Source organism: Enterobacter cloacae complex sp. I2 (assembly GCF_014896205.1).
In the GTDB taxonomy this organism is placed as follows: Bacteria; Pseudomonadota; Gammaproteobacteria; order Enterobacterales; family Enterobacteriaceae; genus Enterobacter; species Enterobacter quasihormaechei.
The window spans coordinates 46823-70814 of sequence record NZ_JADBRA010000008.1 but is presented as its reverse complement, the minus strand read 5'-3'; the positions used below and the strand labels follow the sequence as shown (position 1 = coordinate 70814).

Annotated in this window: 19 protein-coding genes; 9 read left to right on the top strand and 10 right to left on the bottom strand. The window is 61.2% G+C overall.

From position 1 onward, the window contains the following. Positions 1 to 152 precede the first annotated feature (152 nt). Positions 153 to 1112: a Fe2+-enterobactin ABC transporter substrate-binding protein gene (gene fepB, locus IM300_RS08750; protein ID WP_193036179.1), complete on the top strand. Its 960-nt coding sequence runs from the start codon at positions 153 to 155 to the stop codon at positions 1110 to 1112. Between the two features lie 61 nt (positions 1113 to 1173). Here fepB and entS read toward each other — a convergent pair whose 3' ends face one another. Continuing rightward, positions 1174 to 2412, bottom strand: a complete 1239-nt coding sequence (entS, locus tag IM300_RS08745; RefSeq protein WP_131636143.1) for an enterobactin transporter EntS — start codon at positions 2410 to 2412, stop codon at positions 1174 to 1176. A gap of 108 nt (positions 2413 to 2520) precedes the next feature. On the opposite strand from entS, the gene fepD reads away from it, so the two are divergent. From fepD to fepC, 3 genes are read left to right on the top strand one after another with little or no spacing between them, the layout of a single operon-like run. After that, complete coding sequence (gene fepD / locus IM300_RS08740) at positions 2521 to 3525, top strand: Fe(3+)-siderophore ABC transporter permease (RefSeq protein ID WP_063866037.1); 1005 nt, start codon at positions 2521 to 2523, stop codon at positions 3523 to 3525. Next, on the top strand, positions 3525 to 4514 hold the full coding sequence (gene fepG / locus IM300_RS08735) for an iron-enterobactin ABC transporter permease (protein ID WP_193036269.1): 990 nt from the start codon (positions 3525 to 3527) through the stop codon (positions 4512 to 4514). The genes fepD and fepG overlap by 1 nt, the downstream gene beginning before the upstream one ends. Beyond that, positions 4511 to 5305, top strand: a complete 795-nt coding sequence (fepC, locus tag IM300_RS08730) for an iron-enterobactin ABC transporter ATP-binding protein (RefSeq protein WP_028012291.1) — start codon at positions 4511 to 4513, stop codon at positions 5303 to 5305. The genes fepG and fepC overlap by 4 nt, the downstream gene beginning before the upstream one ends. Positions 5306 to 5376: 71 nt before the next feature. On the opposite strand, the gene entF is transcribed toward fepC, so the two are convergent. Genes entF through fes form a run of 3 tightly spaced genes read right to left on the bottom strand, consistent with a single transcriptional unit; the run spans position 5377 to position 10653 of the window. Beyond that, positions 5377 to 9234, bottom strand: a complete 3858-nt coding sequence (entF, locus tag IM300_RS08725) for an enterobactin non-ribosomal peptide synthetase EntF (protein WP_193036177.1) — start codon at positions 9232 to 9234, stop codon at positions 5377 to 5379. Then, positions 9231 to 9443, bottom strand: a complete 213-nt coding sequence (locus IM300_RS08720) for an MbtH family NRPS accessory protein (protein WP_063449420.1) — start codon at positions 9441 to 9443, stop codon at positions 9231 to 9233. Before IM300_RS08720 ends, entF begins: the two co-directional genes overlap by 4 nt. A 10-nt stretch (positions 9444 to 9453) precedes the next feature. After that, positions 9454 to 10653, bottom strand: a complete 1200-nt coding sequence (gene fes, locus IM300_RS08715) for an enterochelin esterase (protein WP_193036175.1) — start codon at positions 10651 to 10653, stop codon at positions 9454 to 9456. Between the two features lie 145 nt (positions 10654 to 10798). Between fes and IM300_RS08710 the strand changes: the two genes are divergently transcribed. Beyond that, a complete protein-coding gene (locus IM300_RS08710) occupies positions 10799 to 13039 on the top strand; it encodes a TonB-dependent siderophore receptor (RefSeq protein WP_193036173.1) in 2241 nt (746 codons plus the stop codon). A gap of 62 nt (positions 13040 to 13101) precedes the next feature. Next, entirely contained in the window at positions 13102 to 13794 is a 693-nt protein-coding gene (entD, locus tag IM300_RS08705) for an enterobactin synthase subunit EntD (protein WP_193036170.1), read from the top strand. On the opposite strand, the gene IM300_RS08700 is transcribed toward entD, so the two are convergent. From IM300_RS08700 to betT, 5 genes are all read right to left on the bottom strand, one after another. Continuing rightward, complete coding sequence (locus IM300_RS08700; protein WP_131636139.1) at positions 13730 to 14569, bottom strand: metal ABC transporter permease; 840 nt, start codon at positions 14567 to 14569, stop codon at positions 13730 to 13732. The two genes, entD and IM300_RS08700, sit on opposite strands and share 65 nt — an antisense overlap. After that, entirely contained in the window at positions 14566 to 15414 is an 849-nt protein-coding gene (gene sitC, locus IM300_RS08695; protein ID WP_112792647.1) for an iron/manganese ABC transporter permease subunit SitC, read from the bottom strand. The genes IM300_RS08700 and sitC overlap by 4 nt, the downstream gene beginning before the upstream one ends. Continuing rightward, entirely contained in the window at positions 15411 to 16217 is an 807-nt protein-coding gene (gene sitB / locus IM300_RS08690) for an iron/manganese ABC transporter ATP-binding protein SitB (protein WP_193036168.1), read from the bottom strand. The genes sitC and sitB overlap by 4 nt, the downstream gene beginning before the upstream one ends. A 2-nt stretch (positions 16218 to 16219) precedes the next feature. Continuing rightward, positions 16220 to 17131: a metal ABC transporter substrate-binding protein gene (locus tag IM300_RS08685; protein ID WP_193036166.1), complete on the bottom strand. Its 912-nt coding sequence runs from the start codon at positions 17129 to 17131 to the stop codon at positions 16220 to 16222. 242 nt (positions 17132 to 17373) lie between these two features. Then, positions 17374 to 19407, bottom strand: a complete 2034-nt coding sequence (gene betT, locus IM300_RS08680) for a choline BCCT transporter BetT (RefSeq protein ID WP_063866018.1) — start codon at positions 19405 to 19407, stop codon at positions 17374 to 17376. A gap of 128 nt (positions 19408 to 19535) precedes the next feature. Between betT and betI the strand changes: the two genes are divergently transcribed. From betI to betA, 3 genes are read left to right on the top strand one after another with little or no spacing between them, the layout of a single operon-like run. Next, on the top strand, positions 19536 to 20123 hold the full coding sequence (gene betI / locus IM300_RS08675) for a transcriptional regulator BetI (protein WP_023334836.1): 588 nt from the start codon (positions 19536 to 19538) through the stop codon (positions 20121 to 20123). Between the two features lie 13 nt (positions 20124 to 20136). Beyond that, positions 20137 to 21609: a betaine-aldehyde dehydrogenase gene (gene betB / locus IM300_RS08670; RefSeq protein WP_193036164.1), complete on the top strand. Its 1473-nt coding sequence runs from the start codon at positions 20137 to 20139 to the stop codon at positions 21607 to 21609. A 13-nt stretch (positions 21610 to 21622) separates the two neighbouring features. Further along, positions 21623 to 23287, top strand: a complete 1665-nt coding sequence (gene betA / locus IM300_RS08665; RefSeq protein ID WP_193036162.1) for a choline dehydrogenase — start codon at positions 21623 to 21625, stop codon at positions 23285 to 23287. 40 nt (positions 23288 to 23327) lie between these two features. On the opposite strand, the gene IM300_RS08660 is transcribed toward betA, so the two are convergent. After that, positions 23328 to 23780 carry an SgcJ/EcaC family oxidoreductase gene (locus IM300_RS08660; RefSeq protein ID WP_063866013.1) on the bottom strand — a complete coding sequence of 151 codons (453 nt, stop codon included), beginning with the start codon at positions 23778 to 23780 and terminating at the stop codon, positions 23328 to 23330. Positions 23781 to 23992: the final 212 nt, after the last annotated feature.

The window sequence follows — 23992 nt, the reverse complement described above, 5'->3', positions numbered from 1 at the left end:
GATTATCATTTATATTTTCGTCGGCTAACCTAATCCCACAGCGCGCCGCTGTCAACCGTCGGGCCATTAACTTGTGCGACAAACGCTTGCATCCCTTCCCGGCAACCGTGAAAATGAGAAGCATTATCTTCAATAAAACAGGATGCCGCTTTGTGAAAATCGCTGCCGTTTGCCGCAATGCCCTTCTTCTGACAGGACTTTTTGTTTTAGGACTAACCTCAGCCGCCGCCGACGACTGGCCGCGCCAGGTCACCGACAGCCGCGGGGTGCACACGCTTGAGAGCAAGCCGACGCGCATTGTCTCCACCAGCGTGACCTTAACCGGCTCCCTGCTGGCCATTGACGCGCCGGTCATTGCCAGCGGTGCGACCACGCCCAATAACCGCGTGGCGGATGCGCAGGGGTTTCTGCGCCAGTGGGGCGATATCGCGAAACAGCGCAAAGTTGCCCGGCTGTATATCGGCGAGCCAAGCGCCGAAGCGGTGGCCGCCCAGATGCCGGACCTGATTCTAATCAGCGCCACCGGCGGGGATTCCGCGCTGGCGCTCTACGATCAGCTCTCCGCCATCGCCCCGACGCTTATCATCAATTACGACGACAAAAGCTGGCAGGAACTGCTGACCCAGCTGGGCACGATGACCGGGCATGAAAAACAGGCCGCTGAACGCATCGCCGAATTCGATAATCAGCTCGCGCAGGTAAAACAGCAGATGAAACTGCCGCCGCAGCCGGTGAATGCCATCGTCTATACCGCCGCTGCGCACACGGCGAACCTGTGGACGACAGAATCGGCGCAGGGCAAGCTGTTACACCAGCTGGGCTTTACGCTGGCGGCGTTACCCGATGGGCTGCAAACCTCAAAAAGCCAGGGCAAGCGTCACGACATTATTCAGCTGGGTGGAGAAAACCTGGCGACGGGGCTGAACGGCGAAGGGCTGTTCGTGTTTGCCGGCGACGAGAAAGACGTGAATGCGATTTACGCCAACCCGCTGCTGGCGCATTTACCGTCGGTGAAAAACAAGCGCGTCTGGGCGCTGGGAACGGAGACGTTCCGCCTGGATTATTACAGCGCGATGTTGGTGTTACAGCGTTTAGATTCAATTTTTAAATAATTGGCATATTCCCCGTAGGCCCGGTAAGCGCAGCGCCACCGGGCGTTTTGTCGGGTGGCGGCTACGCCTTACCCGACCTACAGGGGCTGAACCGCCGCAATTCCACCAGCGTCACCAGTAAGATCGCGCCAACCATTGCTAACACAAACCCGCTGCTGCTCGCCGACGCCACCGGAGTCATTATTGCTCCCAGCCCGCCGAGGATCGCCGCGCCAATCGCATCGCCCGTCACGTTCTGCGCCGTCCACAGGCCGTTAATACGCCCCAGCATCCCTTCCGGCGTCTGGGTCTGGATCAGGGTGTACTGTAAAAGTGAGCTGACCGCGCTCAGCCAGCCGAAAATCACCAGACACATCACCCCCAGCGCCCAGACCGGCATCAGGCTGAAGAAGCCGATGGCGATAAACGAGGCCAGCGTCGCCACCAGCATAATCAAGCCCGGACGCGCGCTTTGAGCCAGGTTACCGCTGGTCAGCGCTCCGCAGGCCGCGCCGAGTGGAATGGCGGCATACAGCACACCAATCTCTGAGGCGCTCATCTGCCACTCGCCCGCCAGCGCCGGGTAAAGCACGCGCACGGCGCTCGCCATGGTCAGCAGGCCGCCGAGCAGCGCAATGCCGCCAATCAGCGGGTTACTGAACAGAAAACGAATCGCGGCCATTAACGACTTCAGCGGGTGCTCGCGCGGCTGCGGCGGCGGTGGCAGGATCGGCAGACGCAGCAGCGTCAGCGTGGTGATAAAGGTTCCCGCCGCTGCAAGGCCATAGTTCCACGCCACGCTGCCGGTGGCCAGCAGCAGGCCGCCGACCATCGGCGAAATCACCGAGCCGAGGCGCACGGTGAGCATGGTGATCGCCCCCGCCTGCATCAGGTTCTCGCGCCCCACCAGCGCGGGCGTCGCTGCCAGCAGCGCCGTCACGCCGAGCGAGGCGAAAAAACCGTCCCACAGGCCAAGGGCATAAATCGCCACCAGCGACGGCTCCGGCAGCATCGCGTTCAGACACAGCCCGATAAAGCCCACCCCGCAGGTACCGCGCGCCAGCAGGATCAGCTTCTTACGCTCGTAGCGATCCGCCAGCACGCCACCGACCATCAGGCCGATAAACATCGCCCCGCCGGTTAAGGTCACGGATAACCCCACCAGCCAGCTGGAGTGCGTCATGGTCTGGATCTGGACGGGCACGGCGACGCCGAGCAGGCCGAGGGACAAAATGGAGATAAAACGGGCGATAAAGACCGCACGAAACGCCGGGTGCGTCTTAAGCAGGCTGAGGTTAAGCAGCCAGGATTTTTGATTCATGACAAGGCCTTGAGTCTATTTCTACCAATTCCATGGGCGCACATGCTAACATAGCCAAATAAGATAGATAACGATAATCACTATCATTATCAAATCATGGATGTTGCTATGTCGTTTTCCTCTTCTGCGGTGCGCGCCATTGCCGTGCCCGTATTATTGCTACTGCTAATCCTTGCGATTGCACTCAGCCTGCTGGTCGGCGCTAAACCGCTGCCCGCGTCCGTTATTGTCGATGCGCTCTCCGGAACCTGTCAGAGCGCCGACTGCACCATCGTGCTCGACGCTCGCCTGCCCCGTACCCTTGCCGGACTGCTGGCCGGCGGCGCGCTCGGCCTCGCGGGTGCCCTGATGCAAACCCTTACCCGTAACCCGCTGGCGGACCCCGGTATTCTCGGCGTGAACTCAGGCGCAAGCTTTGCCATCGTGCTCGGCGCAGCGCTGTTCGGGTTAACGTCGCCCTCTGAACAGCTGGTGATGGCTTTCTGCGGCGCGCTGGCGGCCTCGCTGGTGGTGGCGTTTACCGGCAGTCAGGGCGGCGGCCAGCTCAGCCCGGTACGCTTAACCCTGGCAGGCGTGGCGCTGGCGGCGGTGCTGGAAGGTCTGTCCAGCGGTATCGCCCTGCTCAACCCGGACGTGTATGACCAGCTGCGCTTCTGGCAGGCCGGTTCGCTGGATATCCGGACCCTTGAAACCTTAAACGTGGTGGCGATCCCGGTCATTATCGCCGCCGTCGTGGCGCTGTGTTTAAGCCGGTCGCTGAACAGCCTGAGCCTCGGCAGCGACACCGCGACCGCCCTCGGCAACCGCGTCGCGCGCACGCAGTTGACTGGCCTGCTCGCTATCACCGTGCTGAGCGGTAGCGCAACCGCCGTGGTCGGCCCCATCGCCTTTATCGGCCTGATGATGCCGCACATGGCGCGCTGGCTGGTGGGGTCGGACCACCGCTGGTCGCTGCCGGTCACGCTGCTGGCGACCCCTGCCCTGCTACTGTTTGCCGACGTGCTGGGCCGCCTGCTGGTGCCCGGCGAGCTGCGCGTCTCGGTGGTGAGCGCGTTTATCGGCGCGCCGGTGCTGATCTTCCTGGTACGTCGCAGACGCGGGGGTGGCGCATGATGGCTCTGTCCCGCCGTTTACTCACCAGTGTCTTCCTGCTGGCTATCGCCATTACTCTGCTGGCGGTCTGGAGCCTGCAAAGCGGTGCCGTAACGCTTGATTTCGCGCAGGTCTTTCACGCCCTCACCGGCAGTGCGCCGCGTAACATCACCATGGTGGTCACGGAATGGCGACTGCCGCGCGTGGCGATGGCGATCCTGGTGGGCGCGGCGCTCGGCGTCAGCGGCGCGATTTTCCAGTCGCTGATGCGTAACCCCCTCGGCAGCCCGGACGTGATGGGCCTGAATACCGGCGCGTGGAGCGGCGTGCTGGTGGCGATGGTGCTGTTCGGGCAGCATCTGACGGCCATTACCTTTACGGCGATGGCGGGCGGCATTCTGACCTCGCTGCTTATCTGGGCCCTGGCCTGGCGCAACGGTATCGACACCTTCCGGCTGATCATTATCGGGATCGGCATCCGCGCGATGCTGATGGCGTTTAACACCTGGCTTTTGTTGCAGGCGTCTCTGGAAACCGCGCTCTCCGCCGGGCTGTGGTATGCCGGTTCACTTAACGGCCTGACGTGGGGCAAAACCTGGCCCGCCGCACCGCTGATTTTACTGATGTTTATCGGCGCCCTGCTGCTGGTACGCCGGATGCGCCTGCTGGAGATGGGCGACGACAGCGCCTGCGCGCTGGGCGTGAGCGTTGAGCGTTCGCGTCTGATGCTGATGCTGGTGGCGGTATTGCTGACCGCAGCGTCCACCGCGATTGCCGGGCCGATCTCGTTTATTGCCCTTGTCGCGCCACATATCGCGCGGCGTCTTAGCGGCACCGCACGCTGGGGCTTGACCCAGGCTGCCCTGTGCGGTGCGATGCTGCTGCTGGCCGCCGATCTCTGCGCCCAGCGGCTGTTTATGCCTTATCAACTTCCGGTGGGCGTGGTGACCGTCAGCCTCGGCGGGATTTACCTCATCGTCTTGCTCGTTCAGGAGTCACGCAAGAAATGACAGATTCAACAACCCGCTTGCGCGGCGAAAACTTGACCCTCGGCTATGGCAAAAAAATCATTGCCCGTGATTTAACCGTCGCCATTCCGGACGGCCACTTCACCGCGATTATCGGACCGAACGGCTGCGGCAAATCGACCCTGCTGCGCACCCTGAGCCGCCTGATGTCGCCGACAGAGGGCAGCGTATTCCTCGACGGAGAGCAGATCCAGCGCTTCGCCAGCAAAGAGGTGGCGCGACGCATCGGGCTGCTGGCGCAAAATGCCACCACGCCGGGAGATATTACCGTGCAGGAGCTGGTCTCGCGCGGGCGCTACCCGCACCAGCCATTGTTTACCCGCTGGCGCAAAGAGGACGACGAGGCGGTGAAGCGCGCGATGGAGGCAACGGGCATCACCGATCTGGCTCAGCAAAGCGTGGATACCCTCTCCGGCGGACAGCGACAGCGGGCGTGGATCGCGATGGTGCTGGCGCAGGAAACCGCCATTATGCTGCTGGACGAGCCGACGACCTGGCTGGACATCAGCCATCAGATTGACCTGCTGGAGCTGCTGAGCGAGCTGAACCGCACGCAGGGGTACACCCTGGCGGCGGTGCTGCATGATTTAAATCAGGCCTGCCGCTACGCGACGCATCTGATTGCGCTGCGCGACGGCGAAATTGTGGCGCAGGGCGCGCCGAAGGAGATTGTGACGCCGGAGCTGATCGCGCGGATCTACGGCATGCGCTGCATGATTATTGACGATCCGGTGGCGGGTACACCGCTGGTGGTGCCGTTAGGTCGGCGGTAATTGCCGGACCCGGCCTACAGTCAGCTCCCGTAGGCCGGGTCCGGCGTAGCCGCCACCCGGCGCTGTTGACGTTACTCCAATATTTCCTTCAACACCGGTCCTATCTTCTCGAACGCCTGCGGTGAAATGATATCCACGTGGGCGCAGTCCTGGCTGTAGACCTCCAGCTCGCCCACCCACGGCGCCCAGGCCGTATGCGGATCCATCGTTCGCGTGCGTTCGGCAACAAACAGCGTCGCTTTACCGTCGAACCGTGAACTGTGCGCGGTGGTGAGCAGCCGCACCGCGTCCGCGTAGTTGCCTTCAATGGTGTTAAACAATTCGCTGGAGCCCTGCCCCTGCTGGGCGGCGATAAACGCCTGACGCTCGCGCTCGATCTCCGCCAGCACTTCCGGGTCCAGACCGTTGGCCTCTTTCTCCGCCCAGTTCAGGGTTTCCGGCGGCCAGGTATCCAGCAGACCAAGAAACGCCACTGCTTCGCCCTGCTCGCGCAGACGCGCCGCAATGCCCTGCGCCAGCGTGCCGCCGAGCGAATAGCCGAACAGATAATACGGTCCCTGCGGCTGCTGCTTACGCAGCGTTTTCAGGTGATGTTCTATCACCCCATCGAGATCCGCGCACTGCTGCATCGGGCCGTTTGGCCGCGGCGACTGAATGCCGGTAATCGACCAGCGCGGGCTGAGGTAGCGCGCCAGGACGCTGAACTGCCAGGCAAAGCCGGACGCCGGATGGAAGCAGAACAGCGTCGGGCCGTTGCTTTCACGCAGCGGCAGCAGGGTTTCGTACCCCAGACGCTGCGCCTGTTCGTCGCTCAGTTGCGAGTCCAGCAGCGCGCTGAGCTTGCCGACCGTCGAGGCGACCATAATCTGCCCCGGCGTGACCTTGCGGCTGAACGCACGGCCGAGCTGAGCCGCGAGGCGCATCGCCAGCAGCGAGTGGCCGCCAAGGGCAAAGAAGTCGGCGTCGATATCGTTCACTTCGCAGCCCAGCAGCGCGGAAAACGCCTGCGCCACGACGGCTTCGGTTTGCGTCTCGGGTGCGCGACCGGAGGTTTTGCTGGTCAGCTCCGGCAGCGGCAGCGCCTTGCGATCCAGCTTGCCGTTGGCGCTCAGCGGCAGCGCGCTGATTTGCAGCAGCACCACCGGCACCATATGCGGCGGCAGCTGTGCCCTGAGCGAGTCCAGCAGCGCGTCGCGATCCAGCGGTAAACCGGATTCGGACACCACATACCCCACCAGTTGGCGGGCATCGCCGCCCGTTGCCGCTGCCTGGTTGAACACGCACGCATGCGCCACGGCCTGGGCCACGTCAGGCAGTGACAGCATCGCCCGGTCGATTTCGCCCAGCTCAATGCGCTGACCGCGGATTTTCAGCTGGTCATCGCTGCGGCCCAGATATTCCACCGCCCCGTTGTCCAGCCAGCGGGCAACGTCTCCGGTGCGATACATCCGCTCGCCTGGGGCAAACGGATCGGCAATAAAGCGGCTGGCGGTGAGGTCGGGGCGTCCCAGATACCCCTGTGCCAGCTGAATGCCGGTGAGATACAGATCGCCCGCCACGCCGAACGGCACCGGGCGCATCATCGCATCCAGAATGCGCAGCCCCGTATTCCACACCGGGAAGCCAATCGGCACGCTGTTGCCCTCCACCGCCGCCAGCTCCGGGCCGTACGCCGGATACCAGCTCACGTCCACCGCCGCTTCGGTTGGGCCGTAGAGGTTGTGCAGCGGTACATGAGTGAGCTGCTCCCACTCGCGGCACAGCGCCGTTGGCAGCGCCTCGCCGCTACAGAACACCTGCTTCAGCGTCCTGCAACAGTCGACGTTTTCCGGCGTCAGCGAGGCGACAAATGCCGCCAGCATCGACGGCACGAAGTGGGTGGTGGTTACGCCATATTCTGCGAAGAAGCTCTGCATCGCCTGCGGATCGCGGTGCGCGTCCGGTTCGGCCATCACCAGCTTAGCCCCGGCGATAAACGGCCACCAAAACTCCCACACCGACACGTCAAAGCTGCACGGCGTTTTCTGCGCCACGACGTCATCCGCCGCCAGTGGATAATGATCCTGCATCCACTTCAGGCGGTTAACGATGGCGGTATGCCCCACCATCACTCCTTTCGGGCGTCCCGTTGAACCCGAGGTAAAGATGATGTACGCGGTCTGCTCCGGCTTCGCCAGCCGCAGAGGTTCAGCGTCCGTGGTCGGCAATAGCATGTTGTAACTAAGCGAAGGTATCGGCAGATCGTTAAAGCGCGGAAGCTGCGCGTCGGTGGTAATGAGGAGAGACGGTTTCGCGTCCTCCAGCATCATCCGCAGACGATCGTCCGGGTAGCCGGTATCCAGCGGCAGCCAGGCGGCACCGGCTTCAACAATGCCGTGCAGCGCCAGGGTCAGGAACACCGAACGCGGAAGCGCCACCGCCACGCTGTCGCCGGGCTTCACGCCGCGCGCGCGCAGCAGGGTTGCCAGCGCGACCACCTGCTCTCGCATCTGGCGGTAGTTCAGCTCAATATGGGCATCCGCCAGCGCGGGGGCGTCCGGCGTTTTGTTTGCCTGCTCCGCCACCAGATCCGCCAGCGTGGTGGAGGGCAGCGCCAGGCCGGTATCGTTGATGCGCGCCAGCCGGGCGTACTCCTGCTCGGATACTGTTTCCACGTCGCCACAGCGCAGGTCCGGGTTCGCGGCAATCTGCGTCAGCATCGCGTTCAGGCGCGAAACGTGGCGCTTCAGCGTCGCGTCGTCGTAACGCTGCCTGTTGGCGAGGATCTCAATGCTTAATCCGCCCTGCTCGTCCGGGAACAGCGCCAGCTCAAGATCGTTCACCGGGCCGGTCGCCAGCGTGTGGGTGATGGCCTCCACGCCGTCGATATCCAGCTGATAATCGAACACCTTCACGTTCAGCACCGGCCCAAACAAGGGTTCGTCCCCTGCGGCCCGCCCGCTGTCGCGCACGATCTGCTCGGCGTCGTAGCGCTGATGGCGGCGCATCTTTTTCAGCTGGTTCGCCAGGCGCAGCGCCAGCTCCGGCAGGCTCTCAAGCGGATTAATATTCACCGCCAGCGGCAGGACGTTAAGCACCGGGCCGGTTGCGGTCAGCGCGGCGGACCCCATGCGGCGCATAAAGATAAACCCGGCGGCGTAGTCCAGCCGTCCGGTGAGGCGGCCGAGCCACAGCGCCACCAGCGCAAGCGCCAGATCGGTGCGCTGTGCCTGCCCGGCTGCCTGCGCCAGCTGGCTAAAGGCGCGAGCGTCCATTGCAATTTTCAGGCGCAGGATGTCGGTAGTGGCGGCGCGTCCCGGCAGCGGCGCGGAGGAGAGCGAGACCGGAGGAGGAAGCTGTTTGCGCTGCCCGGCCCAGAAAGCACCGTCGCGCTGCCATGCCTCGCTGTCGCGATAGCGCTGATACTCGTCAACAACCTCGGCGAACGGGGTAAACGGTGAGGCTGGGGTGGGTTCCCCTTTCTTCCATGCAGCGTAAATCGCGGCGATCTGGCGGGTAATGGCCGGGAAACTGAAGCCATCCACCACCAGATGGTGATAGCGCTGATACCAGTACCAGCGGTTGTCACCGACCTGAATCAGCTGATGGAAAGCGAGCGGCTGACCGCTGTCCACGCGCAGATCCTGACTGAGATCGGCCTCCATCAGCGCCACGGCGGCATCGTGAGAATCAACGCGAACGATGGACGGCTCCGGCAGGATCAGGGTCTCATCGACCCACTGCCAGACCTCGCCGTTATCTTCAGCGAAACGCGTGCGCAGGGTATCGGCCTGCATCATGCCTTCAGCTATGGCTTTTGCCAGCAATGGCGCGTCGATATTGCCTTTCAGCTCGGTGTAGTGCGCCACGCTCCAGGCGTTTGGCAGCGAGGAAAGCTGCTCTGCCATCCAGATACCCGGCTGGGCGGCGACGAGAGGAAGACGGTTCATGCGCGCTCCCCCGCAAAACAGGACGGCTCAAGCGTCTGCCAGCGTTGCGCCAGCCACTGCTGGCACGCCTCCTGAGAGTGCGGTTCGCAGACCACGCGCCAGCCCGCGGGCAACTCGCACTGCTGCGGCCACAGGCTGTACTGCCCCTGGTCATTTTGCAAAATGGCGAACTGTCCCTGCGGATTATCGAAAGGATTGCTGAATTCCATACAGACTCCGTTATTGAATGAGCGGCTGCCAGAGGGTCATCAGCCCCTGCGTCAGCCCACCGCGCCAGCAAAGCGCATCGTGTCCGCCGTCAACCTGACGCCAGAATACCGGTTGCTGTGCGTGTAGTTCGGCGTAAATCGCCTGGTTTGCGCGCAAGATAAGCGGCTCATTGCGCCCGGCCTCAAGGACGATGCGCAGCCCGCGAGCGGTTTTTTCACCCGCTTTAAGTTGTTCGATGAGCAGCCCGTCCTGCTGTGCACCGCGGTGCGGCCACCAGTAAGATCCGGACTGGCTGAGGATGCAGCCAAACCGCTGCGGCCAGTTGAGGCCGGCATAGAGCGAAGAGAGCCCGCCGAAGCTCTGGCCCGCCACCACGGTGCGATCGGCGCGATCGCTGAAGGGCGCAATGCTGTTCACCTGCGGGAGAAGCTCTTCCTGCACCGCCAGCCAGAAATCAGGGTTGCAGGGCAGCTCGCGGCTGCGGTGCGCGGTGTCTATCACGTCGATCAGCACGTAAACCGCTGGCGGCAGTTTGCCTTCACGGGTGAGCGACGCCAGCGCGGGCCAGACGGGCATGCTTTCGGCCCAGAACTGCCCGTCGAGGAGGACCGCCAGCGGGCGACCGGGGTTATCATCGCCGGTGGTAAAAATCCACACGCGGCGACGGTTCTTCAGGCGCGCGCTGTTCCACGTAATGCAGACGGGCTTTTTATAAGGCGCATCGGGATGGTTCCAGCCCGGCTGAACGGGGGCCGCAGGCATTTCCAGCGCCGAGACGGCGTGCCCGCGCCCGCCGCGCCAGCTCTGCGCATTCAGCGGGTCAGAAATTGCGTGCGGCAGCAGTTTTCGCCAGCCTTCGCGCAGCGCCATGCGGTCCGGCTGATCGCCTTCAAACACTGCATCGGCAAAATCGTTTTCGTTATCGGAGGGGATAAAACAGTAGCTGCCGCGCCATTCGGGGCTGAACTCCCCCTGCCAGTGCCAGACGTCGGTATCCGGGATACGTTCAAGCGATTGCGGGCGGGCATTCTGATGGTGGTCGGTCACGCCGGTAACGTAGAGCCAGACGCGCTTGATCGTTGAGGTCTGCTGGGTTCCCGCCGGGTCCCGCCACCAGAATGTGACGCGATAGTTTTCCTCATGACGTTCCCATTCCGGCCCGTTTTTCGACTGCCACCACGCTTCACTTCCGGTTGTTAACGCCGTCACCCTTATAACCCCATGTTTAACAATATTTTTTGTTTCAGAGCAAATTTTATTGATAATATTATTGATAACTATTTGCATTTGCAATAGCGTATTGCCCGCGCTGTGGGAAGCGCGTTCATAAATAACCATAAAAGCGGGACGTACAATGAATAAGAAGATTCACTCTCTGGCCTTGCTGGTCAATTTAGGGATTTATGGCGTCGCGCTGCCCGCCATGGCAGACGACAACGCCGCCTCCGCGCAGCACGAAGACACCATGGTGATCACCGCCGCCGAGCAGAATTTGCAGGCGCCTGGCGTGTCGACCATCACCGCCGATGAGATCCGCAAAAACCCGCCCGCGCGGGACGTGGCGGAAATCATCCGCACCATGCCGGGCGTTAACCTGACCGGGAACTCCACCAGCGGCCAGCGGGGGAATAACCGTCAGATCGACATTCGCGGCATGGGCCCGGAAAACACCCTGATCCTGATCGACGGCAAGCCCGTCACCAGCCGCAACTCGATTCGCCTGGGCTGGCGCGGCGAGCGTGATACCCGCGGCGATACCGGCTGGGTGCCGCCGGAGATGATCGAGCGCATCGAAGTGATCCGCGGCCCGGCCGCCGCGCGCTACGGTAACGGCGCGGCGGGCGGCGTGGTGAACATCATCACCAAAAAATTCGACGACCAGTGGCACGGCTCCTGGAACACCTACCTGAACGCGCCAGAACATAAAGACGAAGGTTCTACCAAGCGCACCAACTTCAGCCTGAGCGGCCCGCTGGGCGGCGACTTCAGCTTCCGCATGTTCGGTAACCTGGACAAAACCCAGGCCGACGCGTGGGACATTAACCAGGGTCATCAGTCTGACCGCACGGGCGCTTACGCCAACACCCTGCCCGCGGGCCGCGAGGGTGTAGAGAACAAAGACATCAACGGCGTGGTGCGCTGGGACTTCGCGCCGATGCAGTCGCTGGAGTTTGAAGCGGGCTACAGCCGCCAGAACAACCTGTATGCGGGTGACACGCAGAACACCAACAACGACAACGCGCTGGTGAAGAAAAACTACGGCAAAGAGACCAACCGCATTTATCGCCAGAACTTCGCCGTAACCTGGAACGGCGGCTGGGATAACGGCATTACCACCAGCAACTGGGCGCAGTACGAACACACCCGCAACTCTCGTCTGGGCGAAGGGCTGGCGGGCGGTCTGGAAGGCCTGTTCAACAGCAATAAATTCACCGATACCGACCTGGCCGACGTGATGCTGCACAGCGAAATCAACCTGCCGATTGATTTCATTGTGAACCAGAACCTGACGCTCGGCACCGAGTGGAACCAGCAGCGGATGAAGGATTCAACCTCCTTCACGCAAACCCAGCAGGGTGGCACCATCCCGGGCATGAGCGAAGACCGTAGCCCGTACACGTCAGCGGAGATCTTCTCCCTGTTCGCTGAGAACAACATGGAGCTGACCGACAGCACCATGCTGACCCCTGCCCTGCGCTTCGATCACCACACCATTGTGGGCAATAACTGGAGCCCATCCCTGAACCTGTCGCAGGGTCTGGGGGATGACTTCACCCTGAAGATGGGCATCGCGCGTGCCTACAAAGCGCCAAGCCTGTACCAGACCAACCCGAACTACCTGTTGTACAGTAAAGGCCAGGGTTGCTACGCCAGTTCTGACGGCGTGGGCTGCTACATGATGGGTAACGACGATCTGAAAGCGGAAACCAGCATCAATAAAGAGATTGGCCTGGAGTGGAAACGCGACGGCTGGCTGGCGGGCGTGACCTGGTTCCGCAACGACTACCGCAACAAGATTGAAGCGGGCTACGCGCCGATTGGCCAGACCTCCACCGGTAAAGTCACCACCGATATCTACCAGTGGGAAAACGTGCCGAAGGCGGTGGTGGAAGGTCTGGAAGGCTCCCTGAACGTGCCGGTCAGCGACACCGTCAACTGGACCAACAACATCACCTATATGCTGCAAAGCAAGAACAAGGAGACCGGCGACCGTCTGTCGATCATTCCGGAGTACACGCTGAACTCGACCCTGAGCTGGCAGGTGCACCAGGATGTGTCATTGCAGTCGACCTTCACCTGGTACGGCAAGCAGCAGCCGAAGAAGTACAACTACAAAGGTCAGCCGGTGACCGGGTCTGAGAAAGACGAAGTCAGCCCGTACAGCATCGTTGGCCTGAGCGCCACCTGGGACGTGACGAAAAACGTTAGCCTGACCGGCGGCGTGGACAACGTCTTCGACAAGCGCCAGTGGCGCGCGGGTAATGCCCAGACGACCGGAAATGCCACCACCGGTGCGTATATGTACGGTGCGGGTGCCTACACGTATAATGAACCGGGTCGCACCTGGTATATGAGCGTGAATACGCGTTTTTAAGGCACTGAAGTCAATCCTTCCCTCTCCCCTCCGGGGAGAGGGTCAGGGTGAGGGGAAAAACCATGCACACCACCCACAGCACATTTTCTCTCGCCGGCCTCACCCTCCACCGCATCACCTTCGCCCCCGCCACCTTCACCGACGCCGATCTCCTCTGGCTTCCCCATCACGCCCAGCTCGCTGATGCCGGACGTAAACGCAAGGCTGACCATTTGGCAGGACGCATCGCCGCCGCGCACGCCTTGCCTGACCACACCGTTCCCGCTATCGGCCCCAGCGGGGAACCGCTCTGGCCGGACGGAATTTCCGGCAGCATCACCCACAGCGGCACCCAGGCCATGGCGGTAGTGGTTCGCGATCGACACGCGCTCATCGGCATCGACTGCGAAACCCTCCTGCCCGAAAATGAAGCAAGGGAAATCAAAGATGGCATTATAGATGCCCATGAAGAGCGCGTGCTTTCCCGCTCGGGATACCCGTTCGCCCTCGCCCTGACGCTGGTTTTCAGCGCCAAAGAGAGCCTGTTTAAGGCCCTCTTTTCGCAGGTGCAGGCTTACATGGGGTTTGACAGCGCACGCGTCACCCTGCTCGACGATAAGACGCTTACGCTGGCATTGACCCGTCAACTGGCAGGCTTTAACGAAGGCACCGCCTTCACCCTGCACTGGCAGCAGCACGGCGAGCAGGCGATTACCCTGCTGTCACACGTTCCTGCCGACGCGCCTTCACGCTGGTCACCACAAACGTCACGATAAACACCACCGCGAACAGCACCACGATGGTCGGCGCGGGCGCGCTGTCGAGATAAAACGAGGCATACACGCCGCTGACCGACACCAGTACTGATACCGCCACTGCCACCAGCAGCGCCATGTGAAAGCGTCGGGCGATCAGCACCGCCACCGCGCCGGGGGCAATCAGCAGCGAAATCGACAGAATGATCCCCACCGCCTTCAGCGTCGCCACGATGGTCAGCGAAACCATGCACAGTAAGCCGTAGTGCAGCCATCGGGCGCGCAGGCCGCTCGCCTGCGCCTGCTGATAGTCAAAGCAGAACAGCAGGAAATCGCGCCACTTCAGGCCAATCACCAGCGCGATCACCCCCGCGACGAGACCGCTTTGCAGTATGTCCATCCCGTTAATGCCCAGCATATCGCCGAACAGAATGTGGTCGAGATGCACCTCAGGCTTGACGGCGATATAGAGGATCAGCCCGGCGCCGAACATCCCGGAAAAGACAATCCCCATCACCGTATCCTGCTTGATCCGGCTGTTGTCCTTCAGGTAGCCGGTGGCGATCGCGCAGAACAGACCGGCAACGAATGCACCCACCGCCAGCGGCAGGCCCATCACCCACGCCAGCACCACGCCGGGAAACACCGCGTGGCTCATGGCATCGCCCATCAGCGCCCAGCCTTTGAGCACCAGAAAAACCGACAGCAGCGCGCAGGGCACGGCTACCAGAAGTGAAATCAGCAGCGCGTTATTCATGAACGCAAACTGGAAGGGTTCAAGGAGCAGCGCCATCATGGGTGTGCCTCCTTCGCGCGACGGCGGCTGGCGAGCAGCCCGTGCTTCGGCGCAAAGACGAACGCCAGCAGGAACAGCAGCGTCTGGGCGACCACAATAATGCCGCCGGTGGCACCGTCCAGATAATAACTGGCCCACGCGCCGAGGAAGCTGGTGAGGCTGCCAATGGCGACGGCAATCATCAGCAGTCGCGGGAAGCGGTCGGTGAGCAGCCACGCGGTTGCGCCGGGCGTAACCACCAGGCAAATCACCAGAAACGCGCCGACGGTTTGCAGCGCCGCCACGGTGGAGACCGCCAGCAGCGTGAAGAACAGAACCTTCAGGCGCGCCGGGCGCAGGCCGATGGCGCGGGCGTGGTTCTCATCAAAAAAGGTCACCATCAGATCTTTCCATTTGAACAGCAGGATAACCATCGACACCACGCCGATAATCGCCAGCTGGACGATATCCTCCGGGGCGATAGCCAGAATATTGCCGAGCACGATGGTCTGAATATTCACCGAGGTCGGGTTGAGCGAGACCATAAACAGCCCCAGCCCGAAAAAGGAGGAGAAGATCAGCCCGATGATGGCGTCCTCCTTCAGGCGGCTGCGCTGGTTGAGAAACAGCATGCTGCCCGCCGCCAGCCCGCCCGATAAAAACGCCCCCAGCGAGAAAGGCAGCCCGAGCATGTAAGCCCCCGCCACGCCCGGCACGATGGAGTGCGAGAGCGCATCGCCGATCAGCGACCAGCCTTTGAGCATCAGGTAGCAGGAGAGAAACGCGCACAGCCCGCCCACCATCGCCGAGACCCACATCGCGTTGAGCATGTACTCATAGCCGAAGGGTTCAAGAAGCGCGTTCATTTGGCCTCCTGCCGGTGCGTGACGAAGGGCCGCTCGTCGTCGGTGATGATGCGTTCTTCCGAGCCGCTGAGCACCACGTGGCGCAGCACGCCGCTGAAGGCGCGCTCAAGGTTTTCGGCGGTAAAGGTGGTTTCCGTCGGACCGCTCGCCAGCACGGTGCCTTTGACCATCACCGTGTAATCGCAAAACTCCGTGACCGAGCCTAAATTGTGGGTCGAGACCAGCATGGTTTTGCCCTCGTCGCGCAACTCGCTCAGCAGGCTGATGATTCTGGCTTCGGTTTTGACGTCCACGCCGGTAAACGGTTCGTCGAGCAGGATCACCTCGCCCTGCTGGGCAATCGCCCGCGCCAGGAAGACGCGCTTCTTTTGCCCGCCGGAGAGCTCGCCAATCTGCCGATGGCGCAGCTCGAGCATATCCACGCGCTTCAGGGCGTCGGTTACGATCTGCCGATCCTGCGCTTTAGGCCGCCGCAGAAACCCCATATGCCCGTAGCGGCCCATCATCACCACGTCCTCGACCAGCACCGGAAACGACCAGTCGACCTCTTCCGACTGCGGCACGTAGGCGACCAGGTTCTGGCGCAGCGCCCGGTGAGGCGGCAGCCCATGGAGGCTGATGCTGCCGCTCGCCGCCCGCACAAAGCCCATCACCGCCTTAAACAGCGTGGACTTGCCGGAGCCGTTGACCCCCACCAGCGCGGCAATCGATCCGCCGGGCACGCTGAACGACGCATTGCGCAGCGCCGTGTGGCCGTTGCGGTAGGTCACGGTCACGTCCGTGACGACAATCCCCTTTTGCATGGTCACTCCTTCATGCCGTCGCGAATGCCCTGCACCAGCGTGCGGGTGGTGACGTTCAGCAGGTCGATATAGGTCGGCACCGGGCCGTTTTCCGCGCTCAGGGAGTCGACGTACAGCACGCCGCCGTAGTGGGCGCCGGTTTCCCGCGCCACCTGACGCGCCGGCTTATCGGAAACCGTGCTTTCGCTGAATACCGCCGGGATGCGATGTTTCTTCACCAGATCGATCACCTTGCGCACCTGCTGCGGCGTCCCCTGCCGATCGGCGTTGATCGGCCACAGGTAAAGTTCCTTCATGCCCAGATCCCGCGCCAGATAGGAGAAGGCACCCTCGCTGGTCACCATCCAGCGCTTGTCTTCCGGGATGGCCGCCACCTGCTTGCGCAGCGGTTCGAGGGTCGCGACGATCTTCTGCTTGTAGGCTTCGGCGTTGCGCTGATACGTCTGCGCATTCGCCGGGTCGTACTTCACCAGCGCGTCGCGGATGTTATCGACGTAAATCAGCGCATTGTCCGGCGACATCCACGCGTGCGGGTTGGGCTTGCCGTCGTACGGCCCCTCGCTGATGCCCATCGGCGTAATGCCCTGGGTGACAATCACCTCCGGCACGCCGTTCAGATGCTGATAAAAACGCTGGAACCACAGCTCCAGGTTCATGCCGTTCGCCAGGATCAGCTGCGCCTTTTGCGCGCGTTTGATATCCCCCGGTGTCGGCTGGTACTCATGGATTTCAGCGCCCGGTTTGGTGATGGAGGTGACGACTGCGGCATCCCCCGCCACGTTTTTCGCCATATCCGCGATGACGGTAAAGGTGGTGATGACCTGGAACTTTTCAGCCGCCAGCGCGCCCGTGCTGGTCGTAGCCGTAAGCAGCGCGCCGAGCAACAGACGCTTTAATCCTTGCAGTGGGTGCATCGCAGAAGTCTCCTGAGGTGGTTAAATTCAAAGCAAAATTAGCCCGTGCTATAAGGTATAGCACAGGCTATATTTAAATGAAAATGGTTATCATTAAAGTTATGTCAATGAAGGGCGTGCCTGATGGCGCTTCGCTTATCAGGCCTACGGAAAAGCAGTTTTGGAGTTTTGTAGGCCGGGTAAGCGCAGCGCCACCCGGCAAAAAAATGGCTGGATTTTTAATTAAAGGAGTTTGTCATTACTTAAACATCCGGGAACATCACGCTATTCCCCGGCGCTTCCCTGTGCAGATGGATAAAGTTCAGGTGCCGTTCATACTGGTCCAGAATGTCCGTAATCACCTGCTCCTTGCTGTAATCCATCAAATCATTCCCCTGGCTCCCTTCCAGCAGGAACGTCTCCAGCCGGTAGTAGGTTGATTTCCCGCTGCGCGCCCGGTAGGTAAACCCAGGCACCGAGTACTGCTGCGGCCAGATCTGATAGACAAAGTTCTGCTCGTCGCCCATGTGCACCAGCAGATCCAGGTGCCCCAGGGTTTCGCCCTCCTCCGGCGGCAGGTTTTTCAGCTCCACGTACGCACCGCGCAGCTTCAGCTCCTGCGCCACCTCTTCCATCGCCGGGAAGCAGACGGTTTCCATCATCTGGCTGGTGTAGCGCGTGCCCGGGTAGTTCATCAGGCGCGACAGGCGCTTCTTCCAGCTCAGCCGGTCCTGGGCGCCCATCGGCCGCGGCGCGGTGTCGCGGCTGGCGCTTTCGCGGCGGTAGTCTTCTACCTTGAGCGATTTATACAGCCCGGCCATCACGAAGAAGATCACAAAGCTGAACGGCAGGCCCATGATCACCGTGGTGTTCTGCAACGCCGAAATGCCGTTGGTCATCAGCATGCCGAGCGTCAGCAGGCCGATGGCGACGGACCAGAAGATGCGCAGCCAGTTCGGCGCGTCGCTGTTGATGTCCTTCAGCTTCGAGGTGAAGTTCCCCAGCACCAGCGCGCCGGAATCCGCCGAGGTGACGTAAAACAGCAGGCCGGTAATAGTCGCTACCGAGGCGCTAAAGGTAAACGCCGGATACTGCGCCAGCAGGCTGTAGAAGCCGCGCTCCGGGTGCGCCATCGCTTCCTGGGCAAAGGTTGCGTTGCCGTGGATGATCTCGTGCAGCGCGCTGTTGCCGAAAATCGACAGCCACAGCAGGGTAAAGGTGAACGGGATGATCAGGGTGCCCATCACAAACTGACGAATGGTGCGCCCGCGCGAAATACGCGCCAGGAACAGGCCAACAAACGGCGACCATGCGACCCACCACGCCCAGAAGAACAGGGTCCAGTTGTTCATCCACTCCACCGGGCGGTCAAAGGCGAAGCTGTTCAGCGTCATGCCCATGAAGCGGTTCACGTAGTCCCCCACGTTCAGCACCAGGGCGTTGAGCAGGAACGACGTGTCGCCCATGAACAGCACGAACAGGATCAGACCCAGCGCCAGCGCCACGTTCAGCTCAGAGAGCACGCGGATGCCCTTATCCACGCCGGAAGTCACCGAAATGGTGGCGATAATCACCGAGAGTGCAATCAGCGCCGCTTTCGCCGCCATCGAATCCGGGATATCAAACAGCACGCTCAGCCCATAGTTGAGCTGGACCACGCCAATGCCGAGCGTCGTCGCGATGCCGAAGATGGTGCCAATGACCGCCGCGATATCGACGCTGTGGCCAATCGGGCCGTTAATTCTTTTCCCGAAAATCGGGTACAGCGCGGAGCGGATGGTGAGGGGCAAATTATAACGATAGCTAAAGTATCCGAGCGCCATCCCCATCAGGGCATACATCGACCATCCTGTCAGGCCGTAGTGGAACAGCGTCCAGACCATCGCCTGTCGCGCGGCCTCCATCGTCTGCCCCGCCCCTTCCGGCGGCTGCATATACTGCGTGACCGGTTCGGCTACCGAGAAGAACATCAGGTCGATGCCGATGCCCGCGGCAAACAGCATTGCCGCCCAGCTCAGCAGGCTAAACTCGGGCTTGGACTGCTCTGGCCCGAGCTTCACCGAGCCGAAGCGCGAGCAGGCAATGCAGACCACGAAGACGATATAGAGCGTCGCCGCCAGCAGGTAGTACCAGCCGAAGGTCTTCGACACCCAGTTCAGGGTGCGGCCAATCCACTCGGCAGAAAAATCGCTAAAGAAAATGGTCGTCAGGGAAAACAACAAAATCAGCCCGGCGGACGTGTAAAAAACGACCGGGTTGATTTTGTCTTTTTCTCTGTCTTGTGAAAGGTCTGTCATCCAGTATCCCCACTGTTTTTGTAACTATTGAAATCCAAAATCGCAACAATTAAGACACATTTTATATTGAACGTCCAATCAAAAACCGCTTTAATAGATTACCAACGCTGATGAATGGAGTGGCAAAAATGCCCAAAGTGGGGATGCAGCCGATCCGGCGCAGGCAGCTTATCGACGCCACGCTGGAAGCAATTAATGAAGTGGGAATGCATGACGCAACCATCGCGCAGATCGCCCGTCGGGCGGGCGTGTCCACGGGGATCATCAGCCACTATTTCAAAGATAAAAACGGCCTGCTGGAAGCGACCATGCGCGACATCACCGGCCAGTTGCGCGACGCGGTATTAAGCCGCTTACGCGCCCTGCCGAACGGCAGCGCGGAGCAGCGTTTGCAGGCGATTGTCGGCGGCAATTTTGATGAAACCCAGGTCAGCGGCGCGGCGATGAAGGCCTGGCTGGCTTTCTGGGCGAGCAGCATGCATCAGCCGATGCTCTACCGTTTGCAGCAGGTCAGCAGCCGCCGGTTGCTCTCAAACCTGGTGTACGAGTTCCGCCGCGAGCTGCCGCGTGAACAGGCTGAAGAGGCGGGCTACGGGCTCGCCGCGCTGATTGACGGGCTGTGGCTGCGCGCCGCGCTGAGCGGCAAACCGCTGGACAAAACCCTCGCGCAATCGCTCACCAGCCACTTTATCAGCCAGCATTTACCGACCGAATAACCGAGGAGGAAGCATGTCCCGAATGGCAGAACAGCAGCTTTATATAAATGGTGGTTATACATCCGCCACCAGCGGTCGCACCTTCGAGACCATCAACCCGGCCAACGGTGAAGTTCTGGCGAGCGTGCAGGCCGCCGGGCGTGAAGACGTGGACCGCGCCGTAGCGAGCGCAACGCGCGGGCAAAAAATCTGGGCGGCGATGACCGCCATGGAGCGCTCGCGCATCCTGCGTCGCGCCGTCGATATCCTGCGCGAGCGCAACGACGCGCTGGCGAAGCTTGAAACCCTCGACACCGGTAAGGCGTTTTCTGAAACCTCGACCGTCGACATCGTCACCGGTGCGGACGTGCTGGAGTACTACGCGGGGCTGATCCCGGCGCTGGAAGGCAGCCAGATCCCGCTGCGCGACACCTCATTCGTCTACACCCGCCGCGAACCGCTGGGCGTGGTGGCGGGCATCGGCGCGTGGAACTACCCGATCCAGATCGCCCTGTGGAAATCCGCCCCGGCGCTGGCGGCGGGCAACGCGATGATCTTCAAGCCGAGCGAAGTGACGCCGCTCACCGCCCTGAAACTGGCGGAAATCTACACCGAAGCGGGCCTGCCGGACGGCGTGTTTAACGTCCTGCCGGGCGTGGGCGCGGAAACCGGCCAGTACCTGACCGAGCATCCGGGCATTGCCAAAGTCTCCTTCACCGGCGGCGTCGCCAGCGGCAAAAAGGTGATGGCTAACTCCGCAGCCTCGTCCCTTAAAGAGGTGACGATGGAGCTGGGCGGCAAATCTCCGCTGATAGTGTTTGACGATGCGGATCTGGATCTCGCCGCAGACATCGCCATGATGGCCAACTTCTTCAGTTCCGGACAGGTATGCACCAACGGCACCCGCGTGTTCGTACCTGCAAAATATAAGGCCGCATTTGAGCAGAAAATCGTTGAGCGCGTGGGCCGCATCCGCGCGGGCGATCTGTTCGATGAAAACACCAACTTTGGCCCGATGGTCAGCTTCCCCCACCGCGACAGCGTGATGCGCTACATCGCCAAAGGTAAAGAAGAAGGCGCGCGCGTGCTGTGTGGCGGCGACGTGCTGAAGGGCGACGGGTTTGATAACGGCGCGTGGGTAGCCCCGACCGTGTTCACCGACTGCACCGACGAGATGACCATCGTGCGCGAAGAGATCTTCGGCCCGGTGATGTCCATCCTCACCTATGAAAGCGATGAAGAAGCCATTCGCCGCGCCAACGATACCGACTACGGTCTGGCGGCGGGCATCGTCACCGCCGATCTGAACCGCGCGCACGGCGCGATTCATCAGCTCGAAGCGGGCATCTGCTGGATCAACACCTGGGGTGAATCCGCCGCAGAGATGCCGGTTGGCGGCTACAAGCACTCCGGCATTGGCCGCGAAAACGGCGTGATGACGCTTCAGAGCTACACCCAGGTGAAGTCCATCCAGGTTGAGATGGGTAAATTCCAGTCCATATTTTAACCGGGAGGTTTATTTGCAATTTGACTACATCATTATCGGGGCCGGCTCTGCCGGCAACGTACTGGCTACACGACTGACTGAAGATCCGAACACCACCGTCCTGCTGCTTGAGGCGGGCGGGCCGGACTACCGCTTTGATTTCCGCACCCAGATGCCCGCCGCGCTGGCCTTCCCGCTCCAGGGCAAGCGCTACAACTGGGCGTATGAAACCGAGCCAGAGCCTTTCATGAACAACCGCCGCATGGAGTGCGGACGCGGAAAAGGGCTGGGCGGCTCGTCGCTGATCAACGGCATGTGCTACGTGCGCGGCAACGCGATGGATCTGGACAACTGGGCGAAAGAACCGGGTCTGGAGCACTGGAGCTACCTCAACTGTCTGCCCTACTACCGCAAGGCGGAGACCCGCGACGTGGGGCCGAACGATTACCACGGCGGCGACGGTCCGGTGAGCGTCACCACCTCTAAGCCGGGCGTAAACCCGCTGTTTGAAGCAATGGTGGAAGCAGGCGTGCAGGCAGGCTATCCGCGCACCGACGATCTCAACGGCTACCAGCAGGAAGGCTTTGGCCCGATGGACCGCACGGTCACGCCGCAGGGCCGACGCGCCAGCACCGCGCGCGGCTATCTGGACCAGGCAAAACCGCGTCCTAACCTGACCATCCGTACCCACGCCATGACCGATCACATTATTTTTGACGGCAAGCGCGCGGCGGGCGTTGAGTGGCTGGAAGGCGAAAGCACCATTCCGTCAAAAGCGACGGCGAATAAAGAAGTTCTCCTGTGCGCAGGCGCCATTGCGTCTCCGCAGATCCTCCAGCGTTCCGGCGTGGGCAACGCTGAGCTGCTGAAGCAGTTCGATATCCCGCTGGTGCATGATTTACCCGGCGTGGGGGAAAACTTGCAGGATCACCTGGAGATGTACCTCCAGTATGAATGTAAGGAGCCGGTTTCCCTCTACCCTGCCCTGCAATGGTGGAACCAGCCGAAGATTGGCGCGGAGTGGCTGTTTGGCGGCACCGGCGTAGGTGCGAGCAACCACTTCGAAGCGGGCGGGTTTATCCGCAGCCGCGAGGAGTTCGCGTGGCCGAACATTCAGTACCACTTCCTGCCGGTGGCGATTAACTACAACGGCTCGAACGCGGTGAAGGAACACGGCTTCCAGTGCCACGTCGGCTCCATGCGCTCCCCGAGCCGCGGGCACGTGCGCATTACATCTCGCGATCCGCACCAGCATCCGGCGATCCTGTTCAACTATATGTCCCACGAGCAGGACTGGCAGGAGTTCCGCGACGCGATCCGCATCACCCGCGAGATCATGCACCAGCCGGCGCTGGACAAATACCGCGGTCGTGAAATCAGCCCGGGCGTCGAATGCCAGACCGACGAACAGCTGGACGAGTTCGTGCGTAACCATGCTGAAACCGCCTTCCATCCGTGCGGCACCTGCAAAATGGGCTATGACGAGATGGCGGTGGTTGACGGTGAAGGCCGCGTTCACGGGCTGGAAGGATTACGCGTGGTGGATGCGTCGATCATGCCGCAGATTATTACCGGCAACCTGAACGCCACCACGATTATGATCGGTGAGAAAATTGCTGATGCCATTCGCGGGCGCGAGCCGCTGGCGAAGAGCACGGCGGCGTATTACGTGGCGAATGGCGCGCCGGTTCGCCGATAAGACATTCCCCCTCACCCCGCCAGGGCGAGGGGGAAAGGATTTACCCTTCTGGCATCGCTGAAGAGTGGTGCGATGAAATTTTCCACGCTTTTCCATCCCACGCGTAGGTGAAGGTATAACGTGCGGTCACGGACGTTTTATCGGCAAAGGTAAACGTGTAGGTCCCTGTATCAATCGCTTTATTGCAGCCGAGACGAATGGTGCGGCTATCAATTTTCCCGAACGGCTTCTTCTTCAGAAAATCCTGGAAGTAATCCACGCGCTCCTGATCGGTCAGCCGAACCTGATTGGATATGGTCGGCAGCAAAACCGCATCGCTCAGGTAATTCTCCGCGACCTTATGGGCATCTCCCGTCTGGAGTGAGGCATTCCATTTATCAAAAAGCGCTTCAATTTGCTGATTATCCGCTTTTACGCAGTCAGGCGCGCTCGCGGCAAAAGCAGAAGTTGAGGCAACACCGAGAAGTACGGTAAGAGAAACGAACGTTTTCATAAACCATTTTCCTTATGTGGTTTTTTCCTGTGAAGCGCACTATCCCGATTATCCCGCTGCGTGACAATATCCATTACTTATTATTACGTTTTTTACAGAACGACAAATTAGGTCAAATTATATCCAATCCAGTGAACGTCCTCTGATTGCTCCCCTCCGCCATTCTCCGGCTGCCGTCCTTCAGGCCAGAGAAGGTGCGCTGGCTCACACAA

Coding starts and splice junctions, on each gene's coding strand:
- fepC (WP_028012291.1), top strand. CDS start 4,511: ATGACAGATTCAACAACCCGCTTGCGCGGCGAAAACTTGACCCTCGGC.
- fepD (WP_063866037.1), top strand. CDS start 2,521: ATGTCGTTTTCCTCTTCTGCGGTGCGCGCCATTGCCGTGCCCGTATTA.
- entF (WP_193036177.1), bottom strand. CDS start 9,234: ATGAACCGTCTTCCTCTCGTCGCCGCCCAGCCGGGTATCTGGATGGCA.
- IM300_RS08660 (WP_063866013.1), bottom strand. CDS start 23,780: ATGAAAACGTTCGTTTCTCTTACCGTACTTCTCGGTGTTGCCTCAACT.
- betT (WP_063866018.1), bottom strand. CDS start 19,407: ATGACAGACCTTTCACAAGACAGAGAAAAAGACAAAATCAACCCGGTC.
- entD (WP_193036170.1), top strand. CDS start 13,102: ATGCACACCACCCACAGCACATTTTCTCTCGCCGGCCTCACCCTCCAC.
- betB (WP_193036164.1), top strand. CDS start 20,137: ATGTCCCGAATGGCAGAACAGCAGCTTTATATAAATGGTGGTTATACA.
- IM300_RS08710 (WP_193036173.1), top strand. CDS start 10,799: ATGAATAAGAAGATTCACTCTCTGGCCTTGCTGGTCAATTTAGGGATT.
- IM300_RS08720 (WP_063449420.1), bottom strand. CDS start 9,443: ATGGAATTCAGCAATCCTTTCGATAATCCGCAGGGACAGTTCGCCATT.
- fepG (WP_193036269.1), top strand. CDS start 3,525: ATGGCTCTGTCCCGCCGTTTACTCACCAGTGTCTTCCTGCTGGCTATC.
- entS (WP_131636143.1), bottom strand. CDS start 2,412: ATGAATCAAAAATCCTGGCTGCTTAACCTCAGCCTGCTTAAGACGCAC.
- betI (WP_023334836.1), top strand. CDS start 19,536: ATGCCCAAAGTGGGGATGCAGCCGATCCGGCGCAGGCAGCTTATCGAC.
- sitC (WP_112792647.1), bottom strand. CDS start 15,414: ATGAACGCGCTTCTTGAACCCTTCGGCTATGAGTACATGCTCAACGCG.
- IM300_RS08685 (WP_193036166.1), bottom strand. CDS start 17,131: ATGCACCCACTGCAAGGATTAAAGCGTCTGTTGCTCGGCGCGCTGCTT.
- sitB (WP_193036168.1), bottom strand. CDS start 16,217: ATGCAAAAGGGGATTGTCGTCACGGACGTGACCGTGACCTACCGCAAC.
- IM300_RS08700 (WP_131636139.1), bottom strand. CDS start 14,569: ATGATGGCGCTGCTCCTTGAACCCTTCCAGTTTGCGTTCATGAATAAC.